Annotated in this window: 21 protein-coding genes; 3 read left to right on the top strand and 18 right to left on the bottom strand. The window is 62.3% G+C overall.

Annotated features, from left to right (window positions below):
• Window positions 1-209: 209 nt before the first annotated feature.
• The 4 genes from copD to LOY50_RS22240 are packed head-to-tail and all read right to left on the bottom strand — an operon-like array spanning window position 210 to window position 4,251.
• The gene (gene copD / locus LOY50_RS22255) at window positions 210-1,121 is read right to left on the bottom strand and encodes a copper homeostasis membrane protein CopD (protein ID WP_258689208.1); all 912 of its coding nucleotides are present in this window, start codon (window positions 1,119-1,121) and stop codon (window positions 210-212) included.
• A 4-nt stretch (window positions 1,122-1,125) separates the two neighbouring features.
• Window positions 1,126-1,512 (bottom strand): copper homeostasis periplasmic binding protein CopC, encoded by a 387-nt coding sequence (gene copC, locus LOY50_RS22250; RefSeq protein ID WP_258689207.1) that lies wholly within the window; start codon window positions 1,510-1,512, stop codon window positions 1,126-1,128.
• 53 nt (window positions 1,513-1,565) lie between these two features.
• Window positions 1,566-2,465: a copper resistance protein B gene (locus LOY50_RS22245; RefSeq protein WP_258689206.1), complete on the bottom strand. Its 900-nt coding sequence runs from the start codon at window positions 2,463-2,465 to the stop codon at window positions 1,566-1,568.
• 10 nt (window positions 2,466-2,475) lie between these two features.
• Window positions 2,476-4,251: a copper resistance system multicopper oxidase gene (locus LOY50_RS22240; protein WP_258689205.1), complete on the bottom strand. Its 1,776-nt coding sequence runs from the start codon at window positions 4,249-4,251 to the stop codon at window positions 2,476-2,478.
• 316 nt (window positions 4,252-4,567) lie between these two features.
• On the opposite strand from LOY50_RS22240, the gene nadA reads away from it, so the two are divergent.
• Complete coding sequence (gene nadA / locus LOY50_RS22235; RefSeq protein ID WP_003205010.1) at window positions 4,568-5,626, top strand: quinolinate synthase NadA; 1,059 nt, start codon at window positions 4,568-4,570, stop codon at window positions 5,624-5,626.
• 159 nt (window positions 5,627-5,785) lie between these two features.
• Here nadA and LOY50_RS22230 read toward each other — a convergent pair whose 3' ends face one another.
• The 8 genes from LOY50_RS22230 to LOY50_RS22195 form a co-directional block, all read right to left on the bottom strand.
• Complete coding sequence (locus LOY50_RS22230; RefSeq protein WP_212799240.1) at window positions 5,786-6,274, bottom strand: RDD family protein; 489 nt, start codon at window positions 6,272-6,274, stop codon at window positions 5,786-5,788.
• Window positions 6,275-6,368: 94 nt separating this feature from the next.
• A complete protein-coding gene (locus LOY50_RS22225) occupies window positions 6,369-6,581 on the bottom strand; it encodes a cold-shock protein (protein WP_003175786.1) in 213 nt (70 codons plus the stop codon).
• 396 nt (window positions 6,582-6,977) lie between these two features.
• Window positions 6,978-8,102, bottom strand: a complete 1,125-nt coding sequence (gene gcvT, locus LOY50_RS22220) for a glycine cleavage system aminomethyltransferase GcvT (RefSeq protein ID WP_258689202.1) — start codon at window positions 8,100-8,102, stop codon at window positions 6,978-6,980.
• A gap of 36 nt (window positions 8,103-8,138) precedes the next feature.
• The gene (locus LOY50_RS22215; protein ID WP_018614215.1) at window positions 8,139-9,515 is read right to left on the bottom strand and encodes an L-serine ammonia-lyase; all 1,377 of its coding nucleotides are present in this window, start codon (window positions 9,513-9,515) and stop codon (window positions 8,139-8,141) included.
• Window positions 9,516-9,749: 234 nt separating this feature from the next.
• Window positions 9,750-12,599 carry an aminomethyl-transferring glycine dehydrogenase gene (gene gcvP / locus LOY50_RS22210; protein ID WP_258689201.1) on the bottom strand — a complete coding sequence of 950 codons (2,850 nt, stop codon included), beginning with the start codon at window positions 12,597-12,599 and terminating at the stop codon, window positions 9,750-9,752.
• Window positions 12,600-12,609: 10 nt separating this feature from the next.
• On the bottom strand, window positions 12,610-12,993 hold the full coding sequence (gcvH, locus tag LOY50_RS22205; protein ID WP_253477547.1) for a glycine cleavage system protein GcvH: 384 nt from the start codon (window positions 12,991-12,993) through the stop codon (window positions 12,610-12,612).
• Window positions 12,994-13,423: 430 nt separating this feature from the next.
• Window positions 13,424-14,932 carry a sigma-54-dependent transcriptional regulator gene (locus tag LOY50_RS22200; protein ID WP_258689200.1) on the bottom strand — a complete coding sequence of 503 codons (1,509 nt, stop codon included), beginning with the start codon at window positions 14,930-14,932 and terminating at the stop codon, window positions 13,424-13,426.
• A 196-nt stretch (window positions 14,933-15,128) separates the two neighbouring features.
• Window positions 15,129-16,034 carry a LysR family transcriptional regulator gene (locus LOY50_RS22195; protein ID WP_253477544.1) on the bottom strand — a complete coding sequence of 302 codons (906 nt, stop codon included), beginning with the start codon at window positions 16,032-16,034 and terminating at the stop codon, window positions 15,129-15,131.
• 114 nt (window positions 16,035-16,148) lie between these two features.
• On the opposite strand from LOY50_RS22195, the gene LOY50_RS22190 reads away from it, so the two are divergent.
• Window positions 16,149-17,027, top strand: coding sequence for an MBL fold metallo-hydrolase (locus LOY50_RS22190; RefSeq protein ID WP_003204993.1), 879 nt, complete (start codon window positions 16,149-16,151; stop codon window positions 17,025-17,027).
• 133 nt (window positions 17,028-17,160) lie between these two features.
• The gene (locus LOY50_RS22185) at window positions 17,161-17,775 is read left to right on the top strand and encodes an NAD(P)-dependent oxidoreductase (RefSeq protein WP_253477541.1); all 615 of its coding nucleotides are present in this window, start codon (window positions 17,161-17,163) and stop codon (window positions 17,773-17,775) included.
• Window positions 17,776-17,907: 132 nt separating this feature from the next.
• Here LOY50_RS22185 and LOY50_RS22180 read toward each other — a convergent pair whose 3' ends face one another.
• The 6 genes from LOY50_RS22180 to LOY50_RS22155 form a co-directional block, all read right to left on the bottom strand.
• Window positions 17,908-18,237 carry a GlpM family protein gene (locus tag LOY50_RS22180; protein WP_186007470.1) on the bottom strand — a complete coding sequence of 110 codons (330 nt, stop codon included), beginning with the start codon at window positions 18,235-18,237 and terminating at the stop codon, window positions 17,908-17,910.
• 27 nt (window positions 18,238-18,264) lie between these two features.
• The gene (locus tag LOY50_RS22175; RefSeq protein ID WP_258689199.1) at window positions 18,265-19,593 is read right to left on the bottom strand and encodes a sigma-54 dependent transcriptional regulator; all 1,329 of its coding nucleotides are present in this window, start codon (window positions 19,591-19,593) and stop codon (window positions 18,265-18,267) included.
• Window positions 19,590-21,494 (bottom strand): sensor histidine kinase, encoded by a 1,905-nt coding sequence (locus LOY50_RS22170; protein WP_253477538.1) that lies wholly within the window; start codon window positions 21,492-21,494, stop codon window positions 19,590-19,592. The genes LOY50_RS22175 and LOY50_RS22170 overlap by 4 nt, the downstream gene beginning before the upstream one ends.
• A 162-nt stretch (window positions 21,495-21,656) precedes the next feature.
• Window positions 21,657-22,391, bottom strand: coding sequence for an amino acid ABC transporter ATP-binding protein (locus LOY50_RS22165; protein WP_003204983.1), 735 nt, complete (start codon window positions 22,389-22,391; stop codon window positions 21,657-21,659).
• On the bottom strand, window positions 22,388-23,059 hold the full coding sequence (locus LOY50_RS22160; RefSeq protein WP_214509434.1) for an amino acid ABC transporter permease: 672 nt from the start codon (window positions 23,057-23,059) through the stop codon (window positions 22,388-22,390). The genes LOY50_RS22165 and LOY50_RS22160 overlap by 4 nt, the downstream gene beginning before the upstream one ends.
• A complete protein-coding gene (locus tag LOY50_RS22155; RefSeq protein WP_212799251.1) occupies window positions 23,059-23,805 on the bottom strand; it encodes an amino acid ABC transporter permease in 747 nt (248 codons plus the stop codon). Before LOY50_RS22155 ends, LOY50_RS22160 begins: the two co-directional genes overlap by 1 nt.
• Window positions 23,806-23,906: the final 101 nt, after the last annotated feature.

Here is a 23,906-nt window from a genome sequence, read left to right as displayed (position 1 = left end):
TAGGCCGGCTGCAGTCGTTGTGGGCAAATTGAAAATCGGAAAGAGGTATTTAAAAATTCGATGGCGCTACAGGCGCTTGTCCGAGAATTAAATGTTCGATGCCCATCCCTGTGGGAGCGAGCTTGCTCGCGATAGCGGTGGGTCAGCTTACATTGATGTGGATGTATTGCCGCCATCGCGAGCAAGCTCGCTCCCACAGAGGGGAAGGTTTAATCCGGTGTCGGGCTCAGCGTCCCCAGCCACGCCACCAACCCAAGGATGGTCACCGCCACAGCGAACTCCAGGACCATGCTGCGCCGCAGGGCATTCACCGCGACCCTGTGCTGGCCGGTCTGTCGAGCCTGCTCCAGCAGTGGGCTCAGGTGAAAGCGGTTCAACGCGGCGAATACCAGCATGGCGGCGAACAAGATGAGCTTGAGCGCCAGCAACTGACCGTAGGTGCTGTCCAGCAATCCTTCGACGCTTGGGCCGGCGATGAACAGATAATTCACTACCCCCGTCACGCTGATGACCGCCACGATCACCGTCCCGGCGGTTTCAAACCCGGTCAATGTCCGGGCCAGTACCGCCAACTGCGGTTCGGCCTGGCGAAGCAGCAGGGCAAACGCGGCCAAGGCCCCGACCCAGCCACCCGCCGCCCACAGGTGCAGGAAGTCGGTGATGAAGTGCCAGTTGCGGCGTGTGCCTTCGTCCATGGCGCCGTGGCCTGCCCAGGCCAGCGTCGCCAAGGCCACGGTCCCGCCGAGCATGACCAGGCCCAGGCTGGCGGTCGGCCAACGTTTATTGAGCGTCACGGCGACACCGGCCAGCAGCAGCGCCGCTATCCGCAGTGTCCAACTCGAACCGACGTCAGTCTCCAACACCATCATTTCAATGTGCGGCCACAGTTCGGCCCAGTCCGAAACACCGCTCATGGCCCAGACCATGCACGTCATCGCGGCCAGGGAGAGCAACCCGCCCAGCACCGCCGTAGTTACTAGCAGCGGTGCGAAAGGCAACTGCGCGCCTGACACCCGCTCCTGGCCTCGCAGGCTATAGAGCCCGAACGCGGCCAGGCCGAACAGCAACATCAGATCCAAATACAGGGCAAAACGCAGGGCAATGTTGATCGAGTCGCTCATCAACTCACTTCACCTTGAACGTGACGTTGCCGGTGATCGGGTGAGTGTCGGACGACACCGCGCGCCACTGGACCTGATAGGTGCCGGCGGTGAGGGGGCCATTCGGGACAATGACCATGGTTTTCGGGTCATCGCTGCCGGAGACCTTGGCGGGCATGGGCATTGGCGAATGCGCCGACATACCAGGCATCTCGGTCATCATCAGCTTGGCGCCGGAAAACTTGGTCATCAGGTTTTCGGAAAAGTGCAGTTCGATTTTTGCCGGTGCCGCCCCGTCTGCACCTTCGGCAGGGGTAGAGGACAGCAGTTTCGGGTGGGCCTGGGCCAGGCCACTGAGCAACAGGCCGGTGGACAAGGCGACAGCGACAACAGCGGTTTTGATGAATGACATGCAAGGACTCCTACAGCTCGGTTTTTTAGTTTTGAGTGAAACAGATCAGTGGCTCAGAACCACATGCGCACGCCCAACACCAGGCGGGCTTCGCTGCGGTCTTCGCCTTCTTCACGGGCGTAGTCGGCGGTGTTGCCGTAGACCCGATTCCAGGTGACGCCAATGTAGGGGGCGAATTCGCGGAGTATTTCATAACGCAGCCGCACGCCGAGTTCGGTGTCCGACAGCCCTGAGCCGACGCCGCGTGCGGGGTCGTTCTTGCCATAGAAGTTGACCTCGGCGGTGGGCTGCAGGATCAACCGATTGGTCAGCAAGATGTCGTAGTCGCCTTCCAGCCGCGCCGCGCTCTGGCCACCTTCGCCGATGAACGCGGTGGCTTCGGCTTCGAAGTTGTACAGCGCCATGCCTTGCACGCCGAAGGCGGCCCAGGTTTGCGCATCGCCCGGCTTGAAGTCCTGGCGTACGCCGGCCACCACGTCCCACCAAGGACTGATGGCGTGGCCCCACAGGGCCTGAAGTTCCGCCTCTTCGGTCTTGCCGTTGAGGCGTTCACCTTCGGAGCGCAGCCACAAACGATCAATGTCGCCACCGATCCAGCCGGAGGCATCCCAGCTCAGGGCGCTGCCGTCATCGGCGTCTTGCCACTCCAGTTGGTCGATGAGGAAAAACGAATTGATAGCGCTGTCGTGCATCGCGTGTCCGCCATGATCCTCGTAGACGGCGGCGCGGTCGGCGGCGGTCAGTTCCGGGATCGGCGTGCGGCTGCTGGTCGGCGCTGATTGCATGGGTTCCATGCCCTGCATCGAGTCCATGCCTTGCATCTGGCTATGGTCCATTCCGGGCATCTGGCTGTGATCCATGCCTTGCATGTCGTTGCCCGCCGCCCAGGCCGAGGTGGCGCCGAGGGTCAGGCTGGCAATGAGTGCCATGGGGTATTGAAAAACACTGGTCATGGTCGGCTCCTCATTCCTGCACCCGAACTTCACGGAACATCCCCATCTCCATGTGAAACAGCAGATGACAGTGGTACGCCCAGCGCCCGAGGGCATCGGCGGTGACGCGGTAGCTACGCTTGGCGCCCGGTGGCACGTCGATGGTGTGCTTGCGCACCATGAACTGGCCGTTCTCGTCCTCCAGGTCGCTCCACATGCCGTGCAGGTGGATGGGGTGGGTCATCATGGTGTCGTTGATCAGCACGATGCGCAGTCGCTCGCCGTACTTGAGCAGCAGCGGCGCGGCGTCGGAAAATTTCACGCCGTTGAACGACCAGGCGAATTTCTCCATGTGCCCGGTCAGGTGCAGCTCGATCGTACGGCCCGGCTCGCGGCCGTCGGGGTCGGGGAAGGTGCTGCGCAGGTCTGAGTAGGTCAGCACTTTGCGGCCGTTGTCGCGCAGCCCCATGCCCGGGTCGTCGAGCCTGGGCTTGACGCTCATGGCCTGCATGTCCACCAGGGGGTTGTCGTTCTCGGTGTCGGGATGCGACTGCATGCCGTCCATGCCTTGCATGGCACCGTGATCCATACCGGCCATGTCGCCCATGCCCTGCATCTGGCTGTGATCCATACCTTGCATCGAGCTGTCGTCCATTCCCGCCATGCCCTGCATCGAGCCATGGTCCATGCCACCCATGCCCATGTCGTCCATGGTCACCAATGGCCGCGGGTCCAGGGGCGGTACCGGTGCCGACAACCCGGCCCTGGCCGCGAGAGTGCCGCGGGCATAGCCGGTGCGGTCCATGGACTGGGCGAACAGGGTGTAGGCCTCTTGGGTCGGTTCGACGATGACGTCATAGGTTTCGGCCACGGCGATCCGAAACTCATCGACACTCACCGGTTTGACGTATTGGCCGTCGGACGCCACCACCGTCATCTTCAAGCCGGGAATGCGCACGTCGAAATAGCTCATGGCCGAGCCGTTGATAAAGCGCAGGCGAAGACGTTCGCCAGGCCTGAACAGGCCGGTCCAGTTCATGTCCGGCGCCTGGCCGTTCATGAGGTAGGTGTAGGTGGCGCCACTGACATCGGCCAGGTCAGTGGGATTCATCTTCATCTCGGCCCACATCTTGCGATCGGCCACGGTGCTGGCCCAGCCGTTCTTGCCCACATCGTCAATGAAGTCGCCGACGGTGCGTTTGTTGTAGTTGTAGTAGTCCGACTGTTTCTTGAGCTTGCGAAGGATGTTGCCGGGGTCTTCATCGGTCCAGTCGGTGAGCATCACCACGTAGTCCCGTTCGTACTGGAAGGGCTCCGGTTCCCTGGCGTCGATCACCAGCGGGCCGTAGACCCCGGATTGTTCCTGGAAGCCGGAATGGCTGTGGTACCAGTAGGTGCCGTTTTGCCGGACCTTGAACTGATACACGTACATGCCGTCGGGTTCGATGCCCTTGAAACTCAACCCCGGAACGCCGTCCATGTTGGCTGGCAGCAGGATGCCGTGCCAGTGGATGGAGGTTGTATCCTTCAAGCGATTGCGCACCCGCAGGGTCACGGTGTCGCCTTCACGCCAGCGCAGCAGCGGGCCGGGAATGCCGCCGTTGATGGTTTGGGCGGTACGTGGGTGGCCGGTGAAGTTGACCGGGCTTTCGCCAATGAACAGATCGAACTCGGTACCGCTCAGGACGTTGGGCTGGCCCGGCCCGGTGACCGCCCAGACAGGCGCGCGCCACAAGCCCAGGCCGCCAAGGATGCCGCCGGCAGTCAGGCCCTTTACGAAGGTTCGCCGGGAAGTTTTTGTTTGCATACGATGGAAGTCCGTCAGTCGATTCGCAGCGAACACGGGGGCAATCCCCCTGTGTCGCTTTGAAAAGAAGATGACATAAGCCGGCCGGGCAGGTGATTACATTTCGGTCAGCTTGCCCTTGCTGGGGCGCGCGTCCGGTTCCAGGGTCGGGTACAGGTCAGAATGATCTTTTGCATCGACGGGATATTCTGTAGCCTTGCCGGCTTCACGCTGTCCCGTGCCTGATTGATACCCACTTTCCCGGCGGTACCCGAGTGGTCCGGAGCCGGGTGTATACTCGACTTTCGCGCTAAACGCGCTTGCAGGTCTTGCGAACATGACGCAAATTTCCGAACGCCTTCTGGTCCAGGCCCACCTCGACGCCAAGCAGCCCAAGCCGCTGACCGCCGAGCAAGAGGCCTGGTACCGCGCCGCCATCGCCGCCGAGCTCAAGGCTCAGGACGCGGTGCTGGTCGCGCACTTCTACTGCGACCCGATCATCCAGGCCCTGGCCGAAGAGACCGGTGGTTGCGTGTCCGACTCCCTGGAAATGGCCCGCTTCGGCAATGCCCACCCGGCCAAGACCGTGGTGGTGGCGGGGGTCAAGTTCATGGGCGAGACCGCCAAGATCCTCAACCCCGAAAAGCGTGTGCTGATGCCCACCCTGGAAGCCACCTGCTCCCTGGACCTGGGCTGCCCGGTGGACGAGTTCTCGGCGTTCTGCGACCAGCATCCGGAGCGCACCGTGGTGGTGTATGCCAACACCTCGGCGGCAGTGAAGGCCCGGGCCGACTGGGTGGTGACGTCCAGTTGCGCGCTGGAAATCGTCGAGAGCCTGATGGACAACGGCGAGACGATCATCTGGGGCCCGGACAAGCACCTTGGCACTTACATCCAGCGCAAGACCGGCGCCGACATGCTGCTCTGGGACGGTGCCTGCATCGTCCACGAAGAGTTCAAGTCCAAACAGTTGGAGGACATGAAGGCGCTGTACCCGGACGCTGCGATCCTGGTGCACCCGGAGTCGCCGACGTCGGTGATCGAACTGGCGGATGCCGTGGGCTCCACCAGCCAATTGATCGCCGCGGCCCAGACGCTGCCGAACAAGACGCTGATCGTCGCCACCGACCGGGGCATTTTCTACAAGATGCAGCAGCTGTGCCCGGACAAGGTCTTCATCGAAGCCCCTACCGCTGGTAACGGCGCGGCGTGCCGCAGTTGCGCACACTGCCCATGGATGGCGATGAATACCCTGGAGCGTACGCTCAAGAGCTTGCAGGAGGGTGCCAACGAGATCTTCGTCGACCCGGCGCTGATCCCCCAGGCGATTCGCCCGCTCAAGCGCATGCTGGACTTCACCCAGGCGGCGCGGATGAAGCTGGCGGGCAATGCCTGACTGTTGGAAGGCTGAGGCTTCAAGACGTTGATCGTTCCCACGCTCTGCGTGGGAACGCCTCCGCGGACGCTCCGCGTTCGGCTTTTTGGGACGCAGAGCGTCCCGGGCTACATTCCCACGCAGAGCGTGGGAACGATCAAACCCACTGACGTGGTGTTCTTACTTGGTCTTCTTGGGAATCCGCACCAACTGCGTATCCGAGTAGATGTCATGCCAGCTGCGCTTGCGCTTGTCGAACAGCACCCAGATGAAGCCCAGCCCCACCAGCAGCAATGACGCAATCGATACCACGAACCGCAACAGCGCCTGCCATAGGCTGATGGCCGTGCCATCGGCATTCTGTACGCGGATGCACCACACCTGCATGCCCAGGGTCTGGCCGTTGTGGGTCCAGAACTTGGCGAAGAAGCCGAACAGCACGAACAGCAGCACGGTGGATAGCAGCGGGTCACCGTCCAGTGCGCCGGCTTCGGTCAGGGCACGCATTTTTTCTTCGCCGATGATCGCCATCTGGATCATCTTGTAGGCGCCGCTGGTGACGATCAGCAGCGCGGTGCACAGTAAGAAGTCATAGAACATCGCGGCCAGGCGACGACCCAGGCCGGCGGGAGGAAAGTCGCCCTGGGGGGTGAGCAGGTGTTTCGGCATGACGGCCTCGGACGAAAAAAGAAGCCATTTTACGGATTTACGCCCATAAAAAAGCCCCTGATATCAATCAGGGGCTTTTTAGTGTGCGAAAGCCTTAGGCTTCTGCTTGAACCTCGTCAGCCTGCATGCCTTTCTGGCCTTGCACAGCAACGAAAGTGACTTTCTGGCCTTCTTTCAGGCTCTTGAAGCCGTTGCCCTGGATGGCGCGGAAATGCACGAACAGGTCCGGACCGCTTTCAGGCGTGATAAAACCAAAACCCTTCTCGTCGTTGAACCACTTGACGGTACCGCTCTGACGTTGAGACATTTTCTTATTTCCTTTGACGCTAAAATTGATGACAGCCTCTTTCGCATGAAAGAGTACTGGGGCTGGGTTGCAGGAAAGTAAGAGACGTCGAACGGGATGTAGCGAACTTCATAAGCTACTGCCCAGGTCACGATTCCAAGCGACCCATGCAAACACAGTGACCAAACTCTACGCCAACTACGAATGAAAAAACAACCCCCCGGGGAAGCCCCGTATTTGCTCAGCTTGCAAGCATTTACATACACCACCGGGCGGAGCTTATTCGATAGGCTAGTTCAATTGTTTGCGACCGTTATAAGCGTTGTTCAATGTCTAAAGATATGCACCTTTTTATGGCGGTTGCGTTACACATTAGTGCACGTATAACGCAATCGCGTTACTTATAGAAACAGTCAATCAGCCGCGGTAGTAGCGTTGTGGGACGAATGGCATTTTGCTTACAAGTAAAGGCACCTTTTTCCCACGCACGATGGCCCAGACTGGCGTATCCAGTGCGACATAGGCGCTGTCCAGGTAACCCATCGCCAACGGACCGCCCAGGGTCGGGCCGAAACCGCCGCTGCACACCGCACCGATAATCTCGCCCGCTTCGTTGACGATCTCTGCGCCTTCGCGCACTGGTGTGCGTTCCTGGGGCAGCAGGCCGACGCGTTTGCGCTTCACGCCGCCCTGTTGTTGGGCGAATACGGTTTCAGCGCCGGGGAAACCGCCAGCGCGGGCGCCGTCGGCACGACGTACTTTGGAAATCGCCCACAACAGGCTGGCTTCGATCGGCGTGGTCTCGGTGTTCATGTCGTGGCCGTAGAGGCACAGGCCGGCTTCCAGGCGCAGGGAGTCACGGGCGCCGAGGCCGATGGCCGCGACTTCCGGCTCGGCCAGCAGGGCGCGGGCCAGTTTTTCCGCATCGGCGGCGGGTACCGAGATTTCGAAACCGTCTTCACCGGTGTAGCCCGAACGGCTGACAAAGCAGTCCATGCCCAACAGCGTGACGCGCTGGAACTGCATGAAGGTCATCTTCGCCACGTCCGGCGCCAGGCGTGCGAGCACGGCGACGGCGGCCGGGCCTTGCAGGGCGAGCAGGGCGCGGGCTTCGAACAGTGGCTCGATGCTGCACTGCGCGCCAATGTGGGCCCGCAGGTGGGCCAGGTCCTGGTCCTTGCAGGCCGCGTTGACCACCAGGAAGAGTTCGTCATTGCCCAGGTTGGCGACCATCAGGTCGTCGAGGATGCCGCCGTTCTCGTTGGTGAACATGGCGTAGCGCTGCATGCCCACCGGCAGGTCGATGATGTCCACCGGCACCAGGGTTTCCAGGGCCTTGGCGGCGCCTGCGCCGGTCAGGCGGATCTGGCCCATATGGGACACGTCGAACAGCCCGGCCTGATCACGGGTGTGCTGGTGTTCTTTCATCACCCCCAGTGGGTACTGCACCGGCATGTCGTAGCCGGCGAACGGCACCATGCGGGCGCCGAGTTCGAGGTGCAGCGCGTGCAGCGGGGTCTTCAGCAGTTGTTCGGTGGACATATCAGCTCCTGGAAAAAATGTGGAAGTGAGGCCGCATCAGCATTCGATGATGTTGACCGCCAGACCGCCGCGGGCGGTCTCCTTGTATTTGCTTTTCATGTCGGCGCCGGTCTGGCGCATGGTGCGGATGACTTTGTCGAGGGAGACGAAGTGATGCCCGTCGCCGCGCATGGCCATGCGTACCGCGTTGATGGCCTTCACCGAACCCATGGCGTTGCGTTCGATGCATGGCACCTGCACCAGGCCGCCAATCGGGTCGCAGGTCAGGCCGAGGTTGTGTTCCATGCCGATCTCGGCGGCGTTTTCCACTTGCTGCACGCTACCACCGAGCACTTCGCAGAGGGCGCCGGCGGCCATGGAACAGGCCACGCCCACTTCCCCCTGGCAACCGACTTCGGCGCCGGAGATGGAGGCGTTTTCCTTGTACAGGATGCCGATGGCGGCGGCGGTCAGCAGGAACCGCACCACGCCATCCTCGCTGGCCCCGGGGATAAAGCGCATGTAGTAATGCAGCACGGCCGGGACGATACCCGCCGCCCCGTTGGTAGGCGCGGTGACGACGCGGCCGCCATAGGCGTTTTCTTCGTTGACCGCCAAGGCGTACAGGTTGACCCAGTCCAGCACTGACAGTGGATCACGCAGTGCGGCTTCGGGGTTCTTGCACAGCTGGCGGTGCAACGCCGCGGCGCGGCGCTTGACCTTCAGCCCGCCTGGCAGAATCCCTTCGTTGCGACAGCCGGCCGCCACGCAATCCTGCATCACCTGCCAGATCTTCAGCAGGCCGGCACGGGTCTCGGCTTCGGGGCGCCAGGCGCTTTCGTTGGTCAGCATCACCTGGCTGATGGACAGGCCATAGGTGCTGCAATGGCCCAGCAGGTCCTTGGCGCTCTTGAACGGGAAGGTCAGGGGCGTGGCATCTTCGACGATGCGGTCGGCGCCAGCCGCGTCTTCATCGACGACAAAGCCGCCACCGACCGAATAGTACTCGCGGCTGCGCACTTGCAGCCCTGCGGCATCGAAGGCGCGGAAGATCATGCCGTTGGGGTGAAAGGCCAACGGCTTGCGGATCATCGCCAAGTGCAGCTTTTCATTGAATTCGATGGAGTGTTCGCCGAGCAGGTTCAGGCGACCGCTGCTGCGGATCGCTTGGAGGCGGGCGTCGACGGTTTCGGTGTCCACGGTGTCGGGATGCTCGCCTTCCAGGCCCAGCAGCACGGCCTTGTCGCTGCCGTGGCCCTTGCCGGTGGCGCCGAGCGAGCCGTAGAGCTCGACCTTGACGCTGGTGGTGCAATTGAGCAAGTCATCGCGACGCAGCCCCTCGGCGAAACGGGCAGCGGCACGCATCGGGCCGACGGTATGGGAGCTGGAAGGGCCGATACCGATCTTGAACAGGTCGAACACGCTTAACGACATGGTGTTTCTCCGGTTTCTTTTTATGAGGATCGACGATTATGAAGTCGGGTACAGGTTCCTTGTGGGAGCGAGCTTGCTCGCGATAGCGGAGTGTCAGTCAACATCTCTGTCAGCTGTCACACCGCTATCGCGAGCAAGCTCGCTCCCACAGGGGCTGTGGTTTCCCCTGGGAAAGTGTTTTCACAAGGGATGCGGCGTGTCTGGTGGGGGCGAGCAAACCCGCCCCCTCACAGGTCAAGCGTAGCTTTCGATCGACGGGCAGGCGCAGACCAGGTTGCGGTCGCCGAACACGTTGTCGACCCGGCCCACAGGCGGCCAGTACTTGCCTTCGATCAACGACGCCACCGGGTACACCGCCTGTTCGCGGCTGTAAGGGTGGGTCCATTCACCGACGATTTCCGCCGCAGTGTGCGGGGCGTTCTTCAGTGGGTTGTCGTCTTTGTCCAGGCTGCCGTTTTCCACCGCGCGAATTTCTTCGCGGATGCAGATCATGGCGTCGCAGAAACGGTCCAGCTCTTCCTTGGATTCGCTTTCGGTCGGCTCGATCATCAGTGTGCCGGCCACTGGGAACGACATGGTCGGCGCGTGGAAACCGAAATCGATCAGGCGCTTGGCCACGTCATCGACGCTGATGCCGCTGCTGTCCTTGAGTGGACGCAGGTCGAGGATGCATTCGTGGGCCACCAGGCCGTTGCTGCCGGAGTAGAGCACGGGGTAGTGCTCTTCCAGGCGACGGGCGATGTAGTTGGCGTTGAGGATCGCCAGTTGCGAAGCGCGCTTGAGGCCGGCGCCACCCATCATGCGGATGTACATCCAGGTGATCGGCAGGATGCTCGCGCTGCCGAACGGCGCCGCGCACACCGCGCCTTCCTTGCGTTCCATGTTGGCGTGGCCCGGCAGGAACGGTGCCAGGTGGGACTTGACGCCAATCGGGCCGACGCCCGGGCCGCCACCGCCGTGGGGAATGCAGAAGGTCTTGTGCAGGTTCAGGTGCGACACGTCGCCGCCGAACTTGCCTGGGGCGCAGAGGCCGACCATGGCGTTCATGTTGGCGCCGTCGATGTACACCTGGCCGCCGTTGTCATGAATGATGCCGCAGATTTCGCGGATGCCTTCTTCGAATACACCGTGGGTGGACGGGTAGGTGATCATCAGCGCGGCGAGGTGTTCGCGGTGCTCGATGGCCTTGGCCCGCAGGTCTTCGATGTCGACGTTGCCGCGGGCATCGCAGGCGGTCACGACCACGCGCATGCCGGCCATGTGGGCGGTGGCCGGGTTGGTGCCGTGGGCCGAGGACGGGATCAGGCAGATGTCGCGACGGTCTTCGCCACGGCTCTGGTGATAGGCACGGATCGCCAGCAGGCCGGCGTATTCGCCCTGGGAACCGGCGTTGGGTTGCAGCGACACCGCGTCATAGCCGGTGGCGGCGCAGAGCATGGCCTCCAGCTCGTCGGTCAGTTGCTGGTAGCCAGCGCTCTGTTCGGCCGGGGCGAACGGGTGCAGGGCGCCGAACTCGGCCCAGGTCACCGGGATCATTTCGCTGGCGGCGTTGAGTTTCATGGTGCAGGAACCCAGCGGGATCATGGTGCGATCCAGGGCCAGGTCCTTGTCGGCGAGCTTGCGCAGGTAGCGCATCAGTTCGGTTTCGGAGTGGTAGCGGTTGAACACTGGGTGGCTGAGGATCGCCGATTGGCGCACCAGCTCGGCCGGAATGCGGCTTTGCACGCTGGCGGCCAGTACCGCGAAGTCTGGCAGCGCCTTGCCGTCGGCCAACAGCTTCCACAGGGCTTCGACGTCAGCCTGGCTGGTGGTCTCGTCCAGGGACAGGCCCAGGCGTTGCGCGTCCACCACACGCAGGTTGATGCGCTGTGCGCGGGCCTTGTCGTGCAGGGCAGCGGTTTGCGCGCCGGTGCGCAGGGTCAGGGTGTCGAAGAAGCTCTCTTGCTCGACGCTCAGCCCTAGCGCGCCCAGGCCCTTGGCGAGGATCGCGGTCAGGTGATGGATGCGATTGGCAATTTGCACCAGGCCCTTGGGACCGTGGTACACGGCGTACATGCTGGCGATGTTGGCCAGCAGCACCTGGGCGGTGCAGATGTTGCTCGTGGCTTTCTCGCGGCGGATGTGTTGCTCGCGGGTCTGCATCGCCAGGCGCAGGGCCGGCTTGCCGAAACGGTCCACGGAAACGCCGACCAGACGGCCCGGCATGTCGCGCTTGAAGGCGTCCTTGGTGGAGAAATACGCCGCGTGCGGGCCACCGAAGCCCAGCGGCACACCGAAGCGCTGGGCGCTGCCGATGGCCACGTCGGCGCCAAACTCACCTGGCGGGGTCAACAGGGTCAGGGCCAGCAGATCCGCAGCCACGGCCACCAGGGCGTTGGCCGTGTGGAAGCGTTCGGTCAGTTCGCGATAGTCGAACAGGTCACCGTTGCTGGCCGGGTATTGCAGCAGCGCGCCGAAGAAGCCGCTGACGTCGCTCAGTTCGCGCTCATCGCCGACCACTACGTCGATGCCCAGGGGCTCGGCACGGGTGCGCAGCACGTCGAGGGTTTGCGGGTGGCTGTGCACGGAGGCGAAGAACGCGTTGCTGCCCTTGTTCTTGCTCAGGCGCTTGCAGAAGGTCATGGCTTCGGCGGCGGCGGTGGCTTCGTCGAGCAAGGACGCGTTGGCGATCGGCAGGCCGGTAAGATCGCTGATCAAAGTCTGAAAGTTCAACAGCGCTTCGAGACGGCCCTGGGAGATTTCTGGCTGGTACGGGGTGTAGGCGGTGTACCAGGCCGGGTTTTCCAGCAGGTTGCGCAGGATCGGTGACGGCGTATGGCAGTTGTAGTAGCCCTGGCCGATGTAGGTCTTGAACAGTTGGTTCTTGGCGGCGATGGCCTTGATCGAGGCCAGTGCATCGGCTTCGCTCTGGCCGTCGCCCATGTCCAGCACGCTGGTGCCCTTGATGCTTTCCGGGATGACGCTGGCGCTCAGGGCTTCCAGGGAGTCGTAGCCCAGGCGCTCGAGCATGGCTTGCTCGTCGCTGGCACGCGGGCCGATGTGGCGGGCGATGAATTCGTTGGCGGTGCCGAGATTAACGGTCATATGGCGCTCCTCAGGCTTGGGCGTTGGCTTTGATCAGGCGATCGTAGGCGTCTTGATCCAACAGCTTAGCCACTGCGTCGACGTCGGTCGGTTTAAAGCGGAAGAACCAGCCTTCGCCCATCGGATCTTCGTTGACCAGTTCCGGGCTGCTGTCGAGGTTGCCATTCACTTCGAGCACTTCACCGTCCAGGGGCATGTACACACCGCTGGCGGCCTTGACCGACTCCACGGTGGAGGCTTCGGCGCCTTTGTCATAGGCCTGCAATTCAGGCAGTTGCACAAAAACCACGTCACCCAATGCGTTTTGCGCGAAAGCGGTAATGCCAACGGTGACGCTGCCGTCGGCTTCGGTGCGCAGCCATTCGTGATCTTCAGTGAAACGCAACTCGCTCATGGAAACTCCTGGGGCCAGAATCGTCTGGTGGACGCGAAGAAAGGCGCGGGGCTTGGCCCGGCCGAATGCTAATACCCATAGCAAGAATGCGGCCAATGTTAATAATTGCTTACATATCAATGGTTTGACTGGTTTTGCCGAAGCTTGGATCGACTTCGCTGTAGCGAAATCGCTACAGCTGGGAGGCTGGAAAAAATCGTTGTGGGATCAAAGCCTTGCGCAGCGCTGCTTAGCGATGAATGTATCGATATCGTTCCACTGTAGCGCTTTCAGTACAGGTGGAGGTCGTTTTTAACGCGATTCTCAACCACAACACAGACCCCCTGTGGGAGCGAGCTTGCTCGCGATAGCGGTGTGTCAGCCAACCTATGGCTGACTGGGCTACCGTCATCGCGAGCAAGCTCGCTCCCACAAGGGGATTGCGGCGGGTTTATGGCTTGTTGGAAATCCCATACTTGCGCAACCGATGGGCAATCGCGGTGTGGGAAGTTTGCAGGCGGCTGGCGAGCTGGCGGGTGGAGGGGTAGTTGACGTAGAGGCTTTCGAGCAGGTGCCTCTCGAAGCTTTCCACGGCCTGTTCCAGGCTTTCGACTTCCACATCGCCCTGGCGCGCCACGGAGGTGCCGGCGATGTCCAGGTCGCCGATGTCCACCAGGCTGCTTTCGCAGATGGCCGCGGCGCGGAAGATCACGTTCTGCAATTGCCGCACGTTGCCCGGCCAGCGGTTGCCCAGCAGGGCCGGGTAAGTGCCGGGGGCCAGGCGGCAGACCGGGCGCTGGATCTGCGCGCAGGCCTGCTGCATGAAATAACGCGCCAGCAGCAGGATGTCCTGGCCGCGCTCCCGCAGCGGCGGGACTTCGACATTGAGCACGTTCAGGCGATAGAACAGGTCTTCGCGGAACGAGCCCTCGCTGACCATTTTCTCCAGGTTGCGGTGGGTGGCGCTGAGGATCCGCACGTTGACCTTGATCTCCCGGTCGCCGCCCACCCGGCGGAAGCTGCCATCGTTCAGGAAGCGCAGCAGCTTGGCTTGCAGGTACGGCGACATCTCGCCGATTTCATCGAGGAATACCGTGCCCTGGTTCGCCAACTCCATCAGCCCTGGCTTGCCACCCCGTTGCGCTCCGGTGAAGGCGCCGGGGGCATAACCGAACAGTTCGCTTTCCGCCAGGTTCTCCGGCAATGCCGCGCAGTTCAGGGCCAGGAACGGTGCGCCATGACGGGCGCTGATGGCGTGGCACGCCCGGGCCACCAGTTCCTTGCCGGTGCCTGTTTCGCCCTGGATCAGCAGCGGTGCATCCAGCGCCGCGACCCGCTGGGCCCGGGCCTTGAGGGTGCGGATCGCCGGGGATTCGCCCAGCAGCGCGTCGAAACCTTCGGCGTGATCGTGATGCAGTGCCGACAGGCGCTCGCCGATGCGGTTCGGCTGATACAGCGTCAGCAGCGCGCCGGCATCGGTGATGGGCGTGGCGTCCAGCAGCAAGGTCTGGCCGTTGAGGGTGATTTCCCGCAGCGGCAAGCGAAAACCGTTCTCCAGCAAGGCGTCCAGCAAGGCCTCGTCACCGAACAGCTCGGCCACGCTTTCCCCGGCCGGTTCACGCCCGTACAGGGCAATCAGCGCTGGGTTGGCCAGCAGCACCTTGCCGGCACTGTCCAGGGCCAGCACCGGGTCGGTCATGGCCGCGAGCAAGGCGTCGAGCTGCAAGTGCCGACGCTGGCCCGGCAGGATGTCCACCACGGTGACCGCCTGCACGCCGCGCACGCTGAACAGCGCCTCGCGCAACTCGTCGAGTACTTGCGGGCTGAGGGTCGGGGCGTCGATGTAGACGTTGGGCGGCACCATCTCCACTGCATCCAGATTGAGATTGCGCCCACCGAGCAAGGCCAGGACTTCCTGGGTGATGCCAACTCGGTCGATGAAACTGACGTGGATACGCATGGGGCGATGGGTTCTGGAACTCGGAGGGCCGCAAGTATGCCTTGGGGCGGGCTAATGGTGAAATCCTGGTCATACGCCGATCTCCATTGTGGGAGCGAGCTTGCTCGCGATAGCGGTGTATCAGTCATTAAATGGGTGGCTGAGACTCCACTATCGCGAGCAAGCTCGCTCCCACACAGGCGTTCACAAGTGGCAGCTACAACCCCACATCCCACTCCGGCATCTCGGGAAACTTCAGCACCAAAAAATCCAGCAGGCTGCGCAGTGCCGACGGCATGTGTTTGCGTGAGGCGTACACCGCGTACATGTTCATCCGGCGGGGTTCGGCGTGGGGCAGCAGGCGGGTCAGTTCGCCGTTCTTGATGTGGGCGCCGGCCTGGTAGCTGGGCAGCATGGCCACGCCGGCACCGGCTATCGTTGCCTGAAGCAACGTGCTGGCTTCGTTGGCGCTGATATTACCTTGCACCGGCACCGAGACCTGCTCGCCGTCCTGCTCGAAATGCCACAGGCTCTTGCCGACGTAGGAGTGGGTCAGGCAGTTGTGCCGGCTCAGGTCTTCCACGCGCAGCGGTGTCGGGTGCTCGCGCAGGTACTGTGGCGAGGCGCAGATCACCGAGCGGCAGACCGTGAGGCGACGGGCAATCAGGTTCGGGTCCAGGTCGTTGCTCATGCGGATCGCCAGGTCGATGCGCTCATCCACCAGGTTCACGGTGCGGTCGAGCATTTGCAGGTCGACGCTCACCCCTGGGTAGCGCTTGACGTATTCGGCCATGGCGCTCGCCAGTTGGGCCTGGCCGAACGAGGTGCTGGCGCTGATGCGCAGCATGCCCCGTGGCGCGTCGTCCGGGGTGCTGACGGCGGCTTGCATGTCGCCGGACAGCTCGAGCATCTGCCGGCACCGCGGCAGGATCTCGGAGCCTGCGGCCGTCAGGCTCAGTTTGCGGGTGGTGCGGTGCATCAGCCGGGCACCAACCCAGTCCTCCAGCTCCGCCAGATACCGCGACACCACCGGCCGCGACAGGTCCAGATGCTCGGCCGCCGCCGACTGGCTGCCCAGGTCCACCACCGTGACGAACACCCGCATTGCTTGTAGACGATCCATGATCTGCCCGATTTCAGAAACAAACTATGTTCGATCATCGCATTTTTTGAAACGAGTCAGGTCACTAAGCTCAGTCTCATTCCCCTGACGGGTTTTTGGACAACGGAGCACACCATGACCGGATTTATCCCACTCAAGCGCCTGCTGTTGGCAACCGCCGCCCTGGCCTTCACCGCCCAGACCTGGGCCGCCGGCCTGACGCTGGACGTCTACAACCCCGGCGCGGCGGCGGTTTTTCCGGTGACTTCGGTTTTAGTCAGCGGTGAAAAAGAGGCAATCCTGGTGGACGCCCAGTTCGGCAAGACCCAGGCCGCACAGGTGGTGGAAAAAATTCGCGCCAGCGGCAAGCGATTGACCACGATCTACATCAGCCACGGCGATCCGGACTACTATTTTGGTCTGGAAACCCTCACCGCCGCGTTCCCCGAGGCCAAGGTGCTGGCGTCCGCGCCGACTGTCGCGCACATCAAGCAGACCATGGACGGCAAGCTGAAATATTGGGGGCCGATCCTGAAGACCGATGCCCCGGCCAAAGCCATCGTGCCCCAGGTGCTCAAGGGCGATAGCCTGACCCTGGAAGGCCAGCGCTTGCAGATCGTTGGCCTCGATGGCCCACAGCCGGACCGCAGTTTCGTGTGGATTCCATCGATCAAGGCCGTGGTAGGCGGTGTGGTGGTGGCCGAGAACATTCATGTCTGGATGGCCGACACCCAGACGCCGCAGTCCCACAAGGACTGGCTGGCGACCCTTGCCGGTATTGAAAAGCTGCAACCGAACACCGTGATCCCGGGCCACTACCTGGGTGAAAGCGCCCGGTCCCTGGCCCCGGTGACATTCACCGCGGGCTACATCAAGGCCTTCGATGAAGAAACCGCCAAGGCCAAGGATTCCGCCGCGCTGATCGCGGCCATGAAGCAACGCTACCCGAACCTGGGTGAAGACAGTTCCCTGGAGCTCAGTGCCAAGGTGGCAAAGGGCGAGATGAAGTGGTGACAACCCTGATTCTGCGTTTCTGTGGCGAGGGAGCAAGCTCCCTCGCCACAACGGTGTACATACCGAAAAGATTTGTCATGCCCGTTTCGAGCACAGCTTCAATAGCCCCTATGTGTAATCACTGGAGAACACCATGAGCAAAATCGCAATCATCGGCGCCACCGGTCGCGCCGGCAGCCAATTGCTGGAAGAAGCCCTGCGCCGTGGTCACAGCGTGACGGCCATTGCCCGCAACACCGCGAAAATCGGTGAAAGGGCCGGGATGGTCAGCAAGCAACTGGATGTATTGGACAGCGAGGCATTGACGGCGGCGGTGACCGATCACGATGTGGTGATCAGCGCGGCCCACTTTGCCAGCGTGCCGGCCGACAAGCTCATCGCGCCGGTGAAAGCCGCTGGGGTCAAGCGTTTGCTGGTGGTCGGCGGGGCCGGTTCGTTGTTGCTTCCGGACGGCTCTCGTGTGATCGACAGCGATGGCTTCCCGGAGGAATACCTGGCCGAAGCCAGCGCCGGAGCATTGTTCCTGGACGTACTGCGCCAGGAGCAAGACCTGGACTGGACCTTCCTTTCGCCTTCGGCAGAGTTCGTCGAAACCGAGCGCACCGAGCAGTTTCGCCTCGGCAAGAATCACCTGCTGTTCGACGATGCCGGGCGTAGCTGGATCAGCTTTGCTGACTACGCCATCGCGATGATCGATGAAGTGGAAACACCGCAGTTTTCGCGCACGCGGTTTACCGTCGGTTATTGATCACAGGTTTGTGTAGGAACTGTGTAGGAGCTGTCGAGCAACGCGAGGCTGCGATCTTTTGATCTTTCGCTAGAAACTCAAGTGTCCAAGGAAAGATCGCAGCCTCGCGTTGCTCGGCAGCTCCTACAGGGATTAGCCGTGGATGCTTACCCAGGCGCTGACCAGCACCGTCGCGGCCATCAGCCACGCCACCGCCGCTACGGCCAGGGACGCCTCCAGGCGCATGCGGTCGACCATCACGTACAGCGTTGCCAGATAGACAAAGTACGGAATGATCGACCACATCCCAAACACGATGGTGGTCTTCAGGTCGTCCACCGAGCGGCCCTTGCCGACGATGTAATGGGCGATCAGGGCGAAGGTCGGGAACAGCGGCACGAGCCCGGCGATGTAATAGTTCCTGGTCTTGGCCAGCATCGCCAGGATGACCACCACGGCTGCACCGAGCGCTGCCTTGAAAATCAGATCCACAGTTTCCCGCCCAGTTGATTAATGGCTCAAGCCATACTTTTTGACTTTGTCGAACAGCGTGGTCTTGGCCATGCCCAGTTCCAGGCTGGCCTGGGTCAGGTTGCCACCGCTGCGTTGCAGGGCGTCCACCAGCAGGTTGCGCTCGAAGGCTTCGACTGCTTCGGCGAAGGCCAGGCCCTGGTTGCCGCCGCTGGCACCGGAGCGCTTGAACGCCGGCAGGCCCAGGGCGTAACGCTCGGCGACGTTGCGCAGTTCGCGTACGTTGCCCGGCCAGTCGTGGCTCATCAGGTTCGACAGGGTCTGGTTGTCCAACTCCGGCACCGTGCGGTCGAAGCGCAGGGACGACTGCTGGAGAAAGTGCTTGAACAGTTGCAGGATGTCTTCGCGCCGCTCGCGCAGTGGCGGCAGTTCCAGGGTCACCACGTTGAGGCGGTAATACAAGTCGCTGCGGAACTGCCCGGTCCGGCCCATTTCGTCCAGGTCGGACTTGGTGGCGGCGATCACCCGGCAATCCACGGCCACGCTCTGGTTCGAGCCCAGGCGCTCAAGGGTGCGTTCCTGCAGCACGCGCAGCAACTTGATCTGCAAGGGCAGGGGCATGCTTTCCACTTCGTCGAGAAACAGCGTGCCACCGTCGGCGTGTTCGATCTTGCCGATCCGGCGTTTGCCGGCACCGGTAAAGGCATTGGCCTCGTGGCCGAAAATCTCGCTTTCGAACAGGTTTTCCGGCAGGCCGCCGCAGTTCAGCGCGACGAACTGCTTGTCGTGGCGTCGGCTGAAGTCATGCAGGCAGCGGGCGACCAATTCCTTGCCGGTGCCGGTTTCACCTTCGATCAGCACGTTGGCCGAGGTGTCGGCGACGTTGGCGATCAGCGCGCGCAGGTGCTGCATGGCGGGTGAGCGGCCAATGATCCGGCCTTCCAGGGAATCGCGTTCGGCCAATTGCCGACGCAGCGATGACACTTCCCGAGCGAGGCTGCGCTGCTCCAGGGCACGGCGGGCGACGTCCACCAGGCGTTCAGGGGAGAAGGGTTTCTCCATGAAGTCATAGGCGCCTTTTTGCATGGCGCCGACGGCCATGGAGATGTCGCCGTGGCCCGTGATCAGCACCACCGGCAAGCTGCGGTCCCGCGCCTTGAGGCGGGTCAGCAGTTCCAGGCCATCGATGCCCGGCAGGCGAATGTCGCTGATGACGATGCCGGCAAAGTTATCGTCGACGCGCTCCAGGGCCTCTTCGGCGCTGCCCACGCCGATGCAGGGAATGTCTTCCAGGGTCAGCGCCTGCTTGCAGCCCAGCAGGACATGGGGGTCGTCTTCGACGATCAGTACGCTCAGGTCGTTGTTCATAGCGGCTCGGCAGGTAATAGGCTTACCAACGGTAAACTGAGGACAAACGTGGTTCCACTGCCCTCGACCGGGTGTTCGACGCCCAGGTATCCACCCGTGGCGGCGGCCAGGCTGGCGGAAAGCGTCAGGCCCAGGCCCAGGCCTTGTTCGCCGGGTTTGGTGGTGAAGAAGGGTTCGAACAGATGCTTGCGTGCTTCTGGGTCAATACCGTGGCCGTTATCCCGCACGCGCAGGCGATATTTGCCATCGCCGGCCTGGCCTTCGAGCCACAGCTGCGGTTCGGGTTGCGTCTGCATGGCGTCCAGGGCATTGCCGATCAGGTTCACCAGGATCTGCTCCAGGCGCGTCTGGTCAATTTGCACCTGGACGTCGTCGAAGCTGGAATGAATCTGGATGTTCAAGCTTTCAAGACGAGCGCCCAGCAGTTGCAGCGCGGCCTCGACACCTTTGCCGAGGCTGGCCTGGCCCTGGTCGTCCCCACGCCGGGCAAAGGCGCGCAGGCTGGCGGTGATCCGGCCCATGCGGTCGATCAAATCGTTGATGGTCTTGAGGTTGGCGCTGGCGATGTCCAGCTGGCCGCGTTCCAGGAAGCGCACGGTATTGCCGGACAAGGTGCGCAGTGCCGCCAGCGGCTGGTTGAGTTCGTGGGCGATGCTGGTGGACATCTGCCCGATGGCCGCCAGTTTACCGGCCTGGACCAATTCGTCCTGGGCCCGGCGCAAGGTCTCTTCGGCCTGCCGCCGTTCGCGGATCTGGCCCTTGAGTCGTTCGTTGCTGGCGCGCAGGTCGGTGGTGCGTTCGGTAATCCGACGCTCGAGCTGGTTATTGGCTTGCTGCAAGGCTTCCCGGGCCGCGAGACGGGTGGCGATGACCTTGCGCCGTTCGTTCCAGGCGATCAACAGGAATGCCACCAGGGCGAAGGCCACGGCCACCAGGATGCCTTGGTTGATCGCCTGGCGACGCAGGTCTTCAAGTGGGGTCAGCAGGGTGAAATTCCACGGTGTATCGCTCAAGGGCCGGGTCTGCGACAAGTAGCTGATGGCGCGCTCGTCGGACACCAGTTCGCTGTTGGCCGGGAACGTCAGCTTCTCCATGCCTTCGGCCAGGCGTTCCCGGGCCAGGGGCACCAGTTCATTGAGCGGGAACCAGTAGTACTGCAGGCTGCGGGCCAGGCGTTCCTTGGTGTCGTCGCTCAGGGGGCGAACCGACTTGAGCCGCCGCGCCGGGTCGCTGGACAGGATGATGATGCCGTTCTCATCACTGACGAACGCCTCCAGCCGCGCACGCTGCCAGCGCTCCTCCAGGGCTTCGAGGCGCACCTTGACCACGGCGACGCCGATGATCTTGCCTTGTTGCTCCAGGCCATGGGCCAGGTAGTAGCCGGGTTCGCCGTTGGTGCTGCCGATGCCGTAGAAACGCCCCGGCTGGCCGCGTACGGCATTCTGGAAGTAGGCACGGAAGGACAGGTCTTCGCCCAGGTAACTGTCGACATCGCGCCAGTTGCTGGTGGCCATCACCCGGCCGGTGGTGTCCATCACGTAGATGGCCCGGCTGCGGCTGCGACGGTTCAGGCCTTCGAGGTATTCATTGACGGTCCTGCGGTGCTCGGGCGTCGGGTCGTCGAGCAGTTGCGAGACACTTGATTCAAGCTCCAGCAGGCTGGGCAGGTAGGTGTACTTGCTGATCTCGCTCTCGACCGCACGGGCGTGCAGTTCCAACTGACGCTCGCCATTCTCGGCGAGGCCGCGTACGCCATAGTGCTCGCTGATCCAGAAGCCGAGGTAACCCAGGCCGATCATCAGGGCAATGACCAGTGGCGGCAGGAACAGATGGCGGATCAGGCGGGGTTTCACGGCGAGTGATGGCGGCGCGGCGCGATAGAGGGTGGGGTCGCATTTCATCACAGAAGCCTTGGGTCAACCACTACACAAATCGACAAGCCAACTCCGATCCCTATGTGGGAGCGAGCTTGCTCGCGATAGCGGACTGTCAGGCAACACAATGGTCGATCCGTAGGCAGTCATCGCGAGCAAGCTCGCTCCCACAGTGGGGAGCGGTGTTGTTTAGTGCTGCAGGATTTTCTCAAGGAAATGCTGCGCGCGTTCGGAGCGGGCGCTGATGTCGCCGAAGAACTCTTCTTTCTTGCAGTCTTCGATGATCTGGCCCTGGTCCATGAAGATCACCCGGTTCGCCACTTTGCGGGCGAAGCCCATTTCGTGGGTCACGCACATCATGGTCATGCCTTCGTGGGCCAGTTGCACCATCACGTCGAGCACTTCGTTGACCATTTCCGGGTCGAGGGCCGAGGTCGGCTCGTCGAACAGCATCACCACCGGGTCCATTGCCAGGGCACGGGCAATCGCCACGCGCTGCTGCTGGCCGCCGGAGAGCTGGCCCGGGTGCTTGTGGGCGTGGGCCGAGAGGCCGACCCGCTCAAGCAGTTGCAGGCCTTTCTTGGTGGCTTCTTCCTTGCTGCGGCCCAGCACCTTGATCTGCGCGATGGTCAGGTTTTCGGTGATGGTCAGGTGCGGGAACAGTTCGAAATGCTGGAACACCATGCCCACGCGCGAACGCAGTTTCGGCAGGTTGGTCTTCGGGTCGGCGATGGACGTGCCATCGACCACGATGTCGCCTTTCTGGAACGGTTCCAGGGCGTTCACGCACTTGATCAACGTGGACTTGCCCGAACCCGACGGCCCGCACACCACCACCACCTCACCCTTGCTGACCTCGGTGCTGCAATTGGTCAGTACCTGGAAGTCCCCATACCACTTGTTGATGTTCTTGATAGAGATCATACGGCGAACCTTTTTTGCAGACGCTTGACCAGCTGCGAGGCGGCAAAGCTGACGGTGAAGTACACGAGACCTGCGATGATCAGGAACTCATTGGAGCGGCCGATGATGTCACCACTGGCCCGCGAAGCATTGAGGAAGTCCACCAGGCCGACCGTGTAGACCAGCGAGGTGTCCTGAAACAGGATGATGCTTTGTTGCAACAGCAGCGGGGTCATCTTGCGAAACGCCTGGGGCAGGATGATCAGACGCATGGTCTGGCCGTAATTCATGCCCAGTGCCTGGGCGGCGCCCATCTGGCCCTTGGGAATCGACTGCACGCCGGCCCGGACGATTTCGCAGAAGTACGCCGCTTCGAACATCATGAACGCCACGATGCAAGAACCGAATGCCCCGATTGGCGTGTCTTCGCCGGTGATCCAGCGCAGCACGAACGGTACCGCCAGGTAGAACCAGGTGATCACCAGCAGCAGCGGGATCGAGCGGAAATAGTTGACGTAGGCGCCAGCGATATTGGAGACCAGCTTGTTATGGGACAGGCGCATCAGCGCCAGGATCGTGCCGAGGATGATCCCGCCGACCACGCCCAAGGCCATCAGCTTGAGGGTCATCACCATGCCGTTCCACAAACCGGGAATGGCCGGGATGATGCCAGTGAAGTCGAGTTCCATTATTTACCCCCCACGGAGATCAGGCCGGGCACCGCGACTTTCTTCTCGACCATGCGCATGAGCAGCATCAGGCTCATGTTCAGGGTGAAATAGATCAGCGTGGCCAGGGTGAAGGCTTCGAACAGGTTGGCGGAGAACTCGGCGGTCTGCTTGGTCTGCGCGAGCAATTCCATCAGGCCGATCAGCGAGGCCACGGAGGAGTTCTTGAAGACGTTGAGGAATTCCGAGGTAAGCGGCGGAATGATGATCCGGTAGGCCTGGGGCAGCAGCACGTTCCAGTAGATCTGCGGCAGCTTGAAGCCCATGGCACGGGCGGCGGATTCCTGGCCGCGCGGTAGCGCCTGGATACCGGTACGCACCTGTTCGCAAACACGGGCGGCGGTGAACAGGCCCAGGCACACCACGACGCTCAGGTAGGCCGAGGTGGTCGGGTTCAGGTCCTGCTTGTACCACTCCTGCATATCGGCGGGCAGCAGGTCCGGCACCAGGAAGTACCAGATGAACAGCTGAACCAGCAGCGGCACATTACGAAAGAGTTCCACGTAGCAGGTAGCGATGCCAGACACCAGCCGGTTCGGCACGGTGCGCATGACGCCTAGCACCGAGCCCAGCAGCAGGGCGATGATCCAGGCTACGACGGCGATGGCGATGGTCCAGCCCAGGCCGGACACGTACCAGTCGAGATAGGTCTCGCTGCCCACGCCGGTGGACTTGAAGAACACGCTCCAGTCCCAGTTGTAATTCATTAGGGTCTCCCCTCAGATCGTTCGATGTACAAATGCCCGCCTGGGGAAACTCCGTTCCCGCCCGACTTGAAGGCCAGGCACACGCGATCGGCTCGACAGCC

Origin of the sequence: Pseudomonas sp. B21-010 (assembly GCF_024749325.1) — a bacterium.
Taxonomy (GTDB): Bacteria; Pseudomonadota; Gammaproteobacteria; order Pseudomonadales; family Pseudomonadaceae; genus Aquipseudomonas; species Aquipseudomonas kilonensis.
This window is presented reverse-complemented; position numbering and strand designations above follow the sequence as displayed.

Coding starts and splice junctions, on each gene's coding strand:
- copD (WP_258689208.1), bottom strand. CDS start 1,121: ATGAGCGACTCGATCAACATTGCCCTGCGTTTTGCCCTGTATTTGGAT.
- copC (WP_258689207.1), bottom strand. CDS start 1,512: ATGTCATTCATCAAAACCGCTGTTGTCGCTGTCGCCTTGTCCACCGGC.
- LOY50_RS22245 (WP_258689206.1), bottom strand. CDS start 2,465: ATGACCAGTGTTTTTCAATACCCCATGGCACTCATTGCCAGCCTGACC.
- LOY50_RS22240 (WP_258689205.1), bottom strand. CDS start 4,251: ATGCAAACAAAAACTTCCCGGCGAACCTTCGTAAAGGGCCTGACTGCC.
- nadA (WP_003205010.1), top strand. CDS start 4,568: ATGACGCAAATTTCCGAACGCCTTCTGGTCCAGGCCCACCTCGACGCC.
- LOY50_RS22230 (WP_212799240.1), bottom strand. CDS start 6,274: ATGCCGAAACACCTGCTCACCCCCCAGGGCGACTTTCCTCCCGCCGGC.
- LOY50_RS22225 (WP_003175786.1), bottom strand. CDS start 6,581: ATGTCTCAACGTCAGAGCGGTACCGTCAAGTGGTTCAACGACGAGAAG.
- gcvT (WP_258689202.1), bottom strand. CDS start 8,102: ATGTCCACCGAACAACTGCTGAAGACCCCGCTGCACGCGCTGCACCTC.
- LOY50_RS22215 (WP_018614215.1), bottom strand. CDS start 9,515: ATGTCGTTAAGCGTGTTCGACCTGTTCAAGATCGGTATCGGCCCTTCC.
- gcvP (WP_258689201.1), bottom strand. CDS start 12,599: ATGACCGTTAATCTCGGCACCGCCAACGAATTCATCGCCCGCCACATC.
- gcvH (WP_253477547.1), bottom strand. CDS start 12,993: ATGAGCGAGTTGCGTTTCACTGAAGATCACGAATGGCTGCGCACCGAA.
- LOY50_RS22200 (WP_258689200.1), bottom strand. CDS start 14,932: ATGCGTATCCACGTCAGTTTCATCGACCGAGTTGGCATCACCCAGGAA.
- LOY50_RS22195 (WP_253477544.1), bottom strand. CDS start 16,034: ATGGATCGTCTACAAGCAATGCGGGTGTTCGTCACGGTGGTGGACCTG.
- LOY50_RS22190 (WP_003204993.1), top strand. CDS start 16,149: ATGACCGGATTTATCCCACTCAAGCGCCTGCTGTTGGCAACCGCCGCC.
- LOY50_RS22185 (WP_253477541.1), top strand. CDS start 17,161: ATGAGCAAAATCGCAATCATCGGCGCCACCGGTCGCGCCGGCAGCCAA.
- LOY50_RS22175 (WP_258689199.1), bottom strand. CDS start 19,593: ATGAACAACGACCTGAGCGTACTGATCGTCGAAGACGACCCCCATGTC.
- LOY50_RS22170 (WP_253477538.1), bottom strand. CDS start 21,494: ATGAAATGCGACCCCACCCTCTATCGCGCCGCGCCGCCATCACTCGCC.
- LOY50_RS22165 (WP_003204983.1), bottom strand. CDS start 22,391: ATGATCTCTATCAAGAACATCAACAAGTGGTATGGGGACTTCCAGGTA.
- LOY50_RS22160 (WP_214509434.1), bottom strand. CDS start 23,059: ATGGAACTCGACTTCACTGGCATCATCCCGGCCATTCCCGGTTTGTGG.
- LOY50_RS22155 (WP_212799251.1), bottom strand. CDS start 23,805: ATGAATTACAACTGGGACTGGAGCGTGTTCTTCAAGTCCACCGGCGTG.